The organism is Magnetospirillum sp. SS-4, assembly GCF_902729425.1.
Lineage (GTDB): Bacteria > Pseudomonadota > Alphaproteobacteria > Rhodospirillales > Magnetospirillaceae > Phaeospirillum.
The window spans coordinates 26,386-32,840 of the sequence record NZ_CACVCH010000063.1; the positions used below are offsets into that span (position 1 = coordinate 26,386).

The 6,455-nt window shown below is 67.8% G+C and carries 8 protein-coding genes; 7 read left to right on the forward strand and 1 reads right to left on the reverse strand.

Going from position 1 to position 6,455, the window contains the following annotated elements; translation table 11 throughout:
* Complete coding sequence (locus MTBSS4_RS11510) at nucleotides 1-903, reverse strand: hypothetical protein (protein WP_173983552.1); 903 nt, start codon at nucleotides 901-903, stop codon at nucleotides 1-3.
* A gap of 177 nt (nucleotides 904-1,080) precedes the next feature.
* Here MTBSS4_RS11510 and MTBSS4_RS11515 point away from each other — a divergent pair, with 177 nt between their 5' ends.
* The 7 genes from MTBSS4_RS11515 to MTBSS4_RS22130 all read left to right on the forward strand — a co-directional run.
* On the forward strand, nucleotides 1,081-1,995 hold the full coding sequence (locus MTBSS4_RS11515; RefSeq protein WP_173983553.1) for a branched-chain amino acid ABC transporter permease LivH: 915 nt from the start codon (nucleotides 1,081-1,083) through the stop codon (nucleotides 1,993-1,995).
* Nucleotide 1,996: 1 nt separating this feature from the next.
* The gene (gene livM / locus MTBSS4_RS11520) at nucleotides 1,997-3,235 is read left to right on the forward strand and encodes a high-affinity branched-chain amino acid ABC transporter permease LivM (protein WP_217425535.1); all 1,239 of its coding nucleotides are present in this window, start codon (nucleotides 1,997-1,999) and stop codon (nucleotides 3,233-3,235) included.
* Complete coding sequence (locus tag MTBSS4_RS11525; protein WP_173983555.1) at nucleotides 3,232-4,056, forward strand: ABC transporter ATP-binding protein; 825 nt, start codon at nucleotides 3,232-3,234, stop codon at nucleotides 4,054-4,056. The genes livM and MTBSS4_RS11525 overlap by 4 nt, the downstream gene beginning before the upstream one ends.
* Complete coding sequence (locus MTBSS4_RS11530) at nucleotides 4,050-4,763, forward strand: ABC transporter ATP-binding protein (RefSeq protein ID WP_173983556.1); 714 nt, start codon at nucleotides 4,050-4,052, stop codon at nucleotides 4,761-4,763. Before MTBSS4_RS11525 ends, MTBSS4_RS11530 begins: the two co-directional genes overlap by 7 nt.
* Entirely contained in the window at nucleotides 4,760-5,089 is a 330-nt protein-coding gene (locus tag MTBSS4_RS11535; protein WP_173983557.1) for a DUF6867 family protein, read from the forward strand. The genes MTBSS4_RS11530 and MTBSS4_RS11535 overlap by 4 nt, the downstream gene beginning before the upstream one ends.
* A gap of 93 nt (nucleotides 5,090-5,182) precedes the next feature.
* On the forward strand, nucleotides 5,183-6,109 hold the full coding sequence (panE, locus tag MTBSS4_RS11540) for a 2-dehydropantoate 2-reductase (protein WP_173983558.1): 927 nt from the start codon (nucleotides 5,183-5,185) through the stop codon (nucleotides 6,107-6,109).
* A gap of 73 nt (nucleotides 6,110-6,182) precedes the next feature.
* Nucleotides 6,183-6,455 (forward strand): hypothetical protein (locus tag MTBSS4_RS22130; protein ID WP_217425536.1); only part of this gene is annotated, 273 nt, incomplete at its 3' end.

Consider the following 6,455-nt stretch of genomic DNA (forward strand, 5'->3'; position numbering starts at 1 on the left):
TCAGGCGACGGGGCCGGCCTCGTCCAGGCTCCGGCGAACATAACTCCAATACCTTCTGGCCGCCGCGACGGCCCCGTCGGATTCCAGACCGCCGCCGGCATCGGACGACCCCGGCGGCGTCAGACGGATGACCGGCTGGCCGTCGGCGGGAACCGGGGCCGCTTCCGCCGGCCGCAACGCCTCGGGAAACCCCAGCCCGGCGGCGTCGCAGCCATGATCGGCGATCCAGCGGCACAGCGTCCTCGACCAGCCCAGGAAATCGTCGCGCTCGGCCATGTCCGCGAATTCCAGGATATGCTTGGCGAAGGCATGGGTCAGCACCGCGTAGGCGCGGCCGTCGTCGCGCCGGCCGCGGGCGGCGACGATCTCTTGCAGCCGGGCGCGGCTGAAATGGCGCTCGCCCTCCCGCGCCACGCCCCGGGTTCCCTCCGCGTCATAGAGCCGGGCCTTCAACCGCCCGTCCGATCCCGGAACCACCCCCACCAGGGCGTGCCCGACCTGCGCCGACAGTTCGGTAAGAAAGGCGTCGATGGCGTCGCGCCCCGCCGGATGCTCCAGCACCACGTAGACGTAGATGGGGGGCAGGTCGACGGCCCGGTGCTCGTTGCCCCGCACCATGGCGGTCACCGCCTCCTCGGGAATGTCGTCCTCCACCGAATACAGCCCGCCGTCGGCGAAGCCGACATAGGCGCCCCCGATCGGCCCGATCCCATCGCTGACATAGCCGTATTCCACCAGGCGGAACGGCGCCAGTTCGCGCCAGATGGCGGTGGCGGCCGGGTTGGAGGGAATGGCGGTCTCGCCCTCGACGGCCTGCTGGTCCAGCAAGGCCAGGAAGGCCTCCACCGCCCGCGTCGCGTCGATGCGGATGCGGATGACGTCGTCCCTGGGTTCTTTTGGCATCGGATTTCCCCTTGGTCCTGGGGGGAAAGTGTATCAGACCCGCTGGCGACGGCGATCAAAAAGCGGTATATGGCCGGCAGCGTCTCCGTGCTCCTTGCTTCCCCGTTGACAGGGACGCCCTCGCGAGTAGGGTTCAGGAAACCGGGCGGACACAGCCCGGACAGATAGGGAGACCGGATGGAGTATTTCCTCCAGCAGATGATCAACGGGCTGACGCTGGGCTCGATCTACGGCCTGATCGCCATCGGCTACACCATGGTGTACAGCATTCTCGGCATGATCAATTTCGCCCACGGCACCATCTACATGCTGGGGGCGTTCATATCCCTGATCGCCTATCTCGCCGCCACCACCATCGGCGGCGCTCCGGTGGTCGTGGCCCTGATGGTGGCGCTGTTCGCCACCATGGCCTTCACCGCCCTGTGGGGGTGGACGATGGAGCGGGTCGCCTACCGGCCGCTCCGCCAAGCGCCGCGCCTGGCGCCGCTGATCTCGGCCATCGGCGTCTCGATCGTGTTGCAGAATTTCGTCGCCCAGGCCCAGGGCGCCCGCGTCAAGCCGCTGCCGCCGGTGATCCAGGGCGGCTTCACCCTGATGGACGGCGACGGCTTTTCCGTCAATCTCAGCTGGATGCAGATCATCGTCATCGTCATGACCCTGGCGCTGATGGCCGGCTTCAGCTGGATGATCGCCCATACCCGCCTGGGCCGGGCCCAGCGCGCTTGCGAGCAGGACATGAAGATGGCGTCGCTGCTGGGCATCGACATCGACCGGGTGGTGTCGACCACCTTCGTCATCGGCGCGGCGCTGGCCGGGGTCGCCGGCCTGATGGTGACGCTGTATTACGGCGTCATCGATTTCTACATCGGGTTCCTGGCCGGCATCAAGGCGTTCACCGCCGCCGTGCTGGGCGGCATCGGCTCGCTGCCCGGGGCCATGCTGGGCGGATTGCTGATCGGCCTGATCGAGGCGCTCTGGTCGGCCTATTTCTCCATCGAGTACAAGGATGTCGCCACGTTCGGCATCCTGATCATGGTGCTGGTGTTCCGCCCCACCGGCCTGCTGGGCCGGCCGGATGTGGAGAAGATCTGAGATGCGGGGGCCGGTCCGCGACGCCGCCCTGGCCGCCTTCGTCGCCGCCGCCCTGGCCCTGCCCATGCTGGGATTCCGCCTGGTGGACAGCGCCTCCGGCCTGACCCTGGCCGGCCGCTTCGATCTGGTGGCCTGGGCGGCGGGGCTGGTGTTCGCCGGACGGCTGGGGCTGAGGCTGCTGGGTGGGCTGCTGCCCTCCCTGCCCGCCCTGCCCGCCCCGCCGGCCCGGCTTGGCGACATGCGGCGCCATGCCGGCTGGGCGCTGACCGCCTTTGCCCTGGTCCTGCCCTTTCTCCCCTTCGCCGACCGCAACCTGGTGGACAAGGCCACCCTGGTGCTGATCTACGTCATGCTGGGCTGGGGGCTGAACATCGTGGTCGGGCTGGCCGGCCTGCTGGATCTGGGCTTCGTCGCCTTCTACGCCGTCGGCGCCTATTCCTACGCCCTGCTGTCGCAGACCTTCGGCCTGTCGTTCTGGGTCTGCCTGCCGCTGGCCGGCCTGTTCGCCGCCCTGTTCGGTCTGGTGCTGGGATTCCCGGTGCTGCGGCTGCGCGGCGACTACATCGCCATCGTCACCATGGGGCTGGGGGAAATCATCCGGGTGGTGCTGCAAAACTGGCAGGACGTCACCGGCGGCCCCAACGGCATCACCGGCATCGAGCGGCCGTCGCTGTTCGGCCTGTCGTTCAAGGCGACCGCGCCGGAGGGACAGCGGACCTTCGCCGAGTTCTTCGGCCTGGAATTCTCGGGCGATCACCGGGTGATCTTCCTTTACTTCCTGATCCTGGCCCTGGCCCTGGCCACCAACCTGTTCACGCTGCGCATCCGCCGCCTGCCGGTGGGCCGCGCCTGGGAGGCGCTGCGGGAAGACGAGATCGCGTGCCGTTCGCTCGGCATCAATCCCACCATGGTCAAGCTGTCGGCGTTCGCCCTGGGCGCCATGTTCGCCGGTTTCGCCGGCTCGTTCTTCGCCACCCGGCAAGGCTTCATCAGCCCGGAAAGCTTCACCTTCCACGAATCGGCGGTGATTCTCGCCATCGTCGTGCTGGGCGGCATGGGCAGCCAGATCGGCATCGTCCTGGCCGCCCTGCTGCTGGTGGGGCTGCCGGAATGGTTCCGCGAGCTTCAGCAGTTCCGCATGCTGGCCTTCGGCGGCGCCATGGTGCTGATCATGCTGTGGAAGCCGGCGGGGCTGCTGTCCCGGCGCGACCCCACCATCCGGCTGGGGGACGCGGGATGACCAGACCTCTCCTGGCGGTCGAGCATGTCGGCATGCGCTTCGGCGGCCTGTTCGCGGTCAACGACCTGTCGTTCGAGGCCGGCCAGGGCGAGATCACGGCGGTGATCGGCCCCAACGGCGCCGGCAAGACCACCTTGTTCAACTGCATCACCGGCTTTTACAAGCCGCAGGTGGGGCGGATGACCCTGAGCCATCCCGACGGCGCCAGCTTCCTGCTGGAACGCCTGGACGATCACGTCATCACCCGCCGCGCCCGCGTCGCCCGCACCTTCCAGAACATCCGCCTGTTCGCCAAGATGAGCGTGCTGGAGAACCTGATGGTGGCGCAGCACAAGCGCCTGATGGCGGCGTCGCTGTTCTCGGTCGCCGGCCTGCTGGGCCTTGGGCGCTACCGGAATGCCGAGCGCGACGCGGTGGAACTGGCGCGCCACTGGCTGGAGCGGGTGGACCTGCTGGACTTCGCCGACGTGGAGGCCGGCAGCCTGCCCTATGGCCACCAGCGCCGGCTGGAGATCGCGCGGGCCATGTGCACCGGCCCGCTGCTGCTATGCCTGGACGAGCCCGCCGCCGGCCTCAACCCGCGCGAATCGGCCGAACTGAACGTCCTGCTGCGCTCGATCCGCGACCGGGACGGCATCGGCCTGCTGCTGATCGAGCACGACATGAGCGTGGTGATGGAAATCTCCGACCGGGTGGTGGTGCTGGATTACGGCAGGAAGATCGCCGAGGGCACCCCCGCCCAGGTCAAGGGCGACCCGGCGGTGATCCGCGCCTATCTGGGCGAGCCCGACGACGCGGAAACGGGACGGCCGCCATGCTGAAACTGGAAGGACTCCGATCCGGCTACGGCCGCATCCAGGCGCTGCACGGCATCGACCTGGAGGTGCGGGAAGGCGAGATCGTCACCCTGGTCGGCGCCAACGGCGCCGGCAAGACCACCTTGCTGATGACCATCTGCGGCGATCCCCGCGCCAGCGCCGGACGGGTGGTTCTGGGCGGCGAGGACATCACCGGTCTCGCCACCCACCACATCATGCGCAAGGGCATCGCCCACAGCCCGGAGGGGCGGCGCATCTTCCCGCGCATGACGGTGCTGGAGAACCTCCAGATGGGGGCCGCCACCGCCGATCCGGCCCATTTCGACGCCGACCTGAAGCGGGCGCTGGACCTGTTCCCCCGCCTGAACGAACGCCTGGACCAGCGCGGCGGCACCTTGTCGGGAGGCGAACAGCAGATGCTGGCCATCGCCCGCGCCCTGATGAGCCGTCCCCGGCTGCTGTTGCTGGACGAACCCTCGCTGGGACTGGCGCCGCTGGTGGTGCGCCATATCTTCGAGATCATCCGGACCATCAACCGCGACCAGGGAGTCACCATCTTGCTGGTGGAGCAGAACGCCTACCACGCCCTGCGGCTGGCCCATCGCGGTCACGTCATGGTCAACGGCCGCATCGCCCTGTCGGGCAGCGGCGCCGAATTGCTGGCCAATCCCGAAATCCGCGCCCATTACCTGGACGGAGGGGCGGCATGATCACCTCGCTTCCGGTCTTCATCGGCGTCACCATCGTCCTGTTCGGCGGCTGCGCCTTCATGACCGGCCAGGCGCTGGCCGTGACCTGGCGGCCCTGGTGGCAGATCGTTCCCTACGGCCTGATGCTGGGCGCCGCCGACCGGTTTCTCGGCTATGCCCTGTTCGGCGGCGACCTGCTGTCGCCGTCCGGGTGGCTGCTGGACAGCGCCGTGATCGTCGCCATCGCCGCCGCCTTCCGCCTGACCCGCGCCCGCCGCATGGCCGACCAGTACCCCTGGCTGGTCCGGCGCACCGGACCGTTCAGCTGGCGCGATCTCGGATCTTAGCGTCGAGCCCTATGTCCGGACCGGGCGCTTTCCTCTTGCCGCCCCCGGCCGGCCTCCGCTACCGTCCTGAAGTTGTATTGCCGGAGACATCCGATGCGCATTCTGGTCCTGGGAGCCGGCGGTACCGGCGGCTATTTCGGCGGGCGGCTGGCGGAGGCCGGCGCCGACGTGACGTTCCTGGTGCGTCCGGCCCGCGCCGCCCGGCTGGCCGAGACCGGCCTCGTCATCAAGAGCCCGACAGGCGACGCCGCCCTGGCGGTCAGGACCGTCACCGCCGACCGGCTGGACGGCCACTACGACGTGGTGATGCTGAGCTGCAAGGCCTACGACCTGGCCGACGCCATCGCCGCCATCGCGCCGGCGGTGGGGCCGGACACCATGGTGCTGCCGATCCTCAACGGACTGGCCCATTACGAGGCGCTGGACGCCGCCTTCGGCCGCGAGCGGGTGGTGGGCGGACTGTGCCATATCTTCGCCACCCTCGGCCCGGCGGGCGAGATCCTGATCATGGGCAAGATTCACCGCCTGACCTTCGGCGAACGCGACCGGGGCGCCAGCCCCCGGACGGAAGCCCTGGCGGCGCTGTGCGCCAAGGCCAGTTTCGATACCGTCCACACTCCAGAACTGATGCAGGAGGCGTGGGAGAAATATGTCCTGCTGGCGCCGCTGGCCGGCATGACCTGCCTGATGCGCGCCGATATCGGCACCATCATGGCCACCACCGATGGCCTGTCCATCACCCACGAGATGTTTGGCGAATGCGTGGCCGTGGCCACGGCGGCGGGCCATGCCCCGCGTCCCCAGGCCCGCGATCTGGCGCTAATCGTCCTGACCGATCCGAAATCGCGCCAGACCGCCTCCATGCTGCGCGACCTGGAGGCCGGCGGCCGCACCGAGGGCGACCACGTCCTGGGCGACATGCTCCGCCGCGCCCAGGCCGCCGGCCTGGCGACGCCGCTGCTGCGCCTCGCCCATGCCCATGTGCAGGCCTACGAGATCGGGCGCCGGGCCAGAGAGTAGGACGGCGCTCCGGTCAGGCGACATGGATATTGACTATTACTAAATTCCGCACGCTATACAAAAGCGACAACAAATGGCGCACACACAGCAAGCACTGGGGCGAGCCGTTTTTCTAGGTTCGAAAGGCCTGGGAATTTCCGTCTTCAAAGCCCTAATCACCACCTCGAACAATATCAAATGGACAATCATTCATCCAAATGACACGGATGACAAACGAAGCACACTAACTCAATGGCAAAATCTTGCAAGACTACTTGATATAGACATTCTTGTCTCTAGCTCGAATTCAGCAACAAAAGAAATCATACGCAACATCAAGCCAGATATCGGCTTCGTATGCGGATCA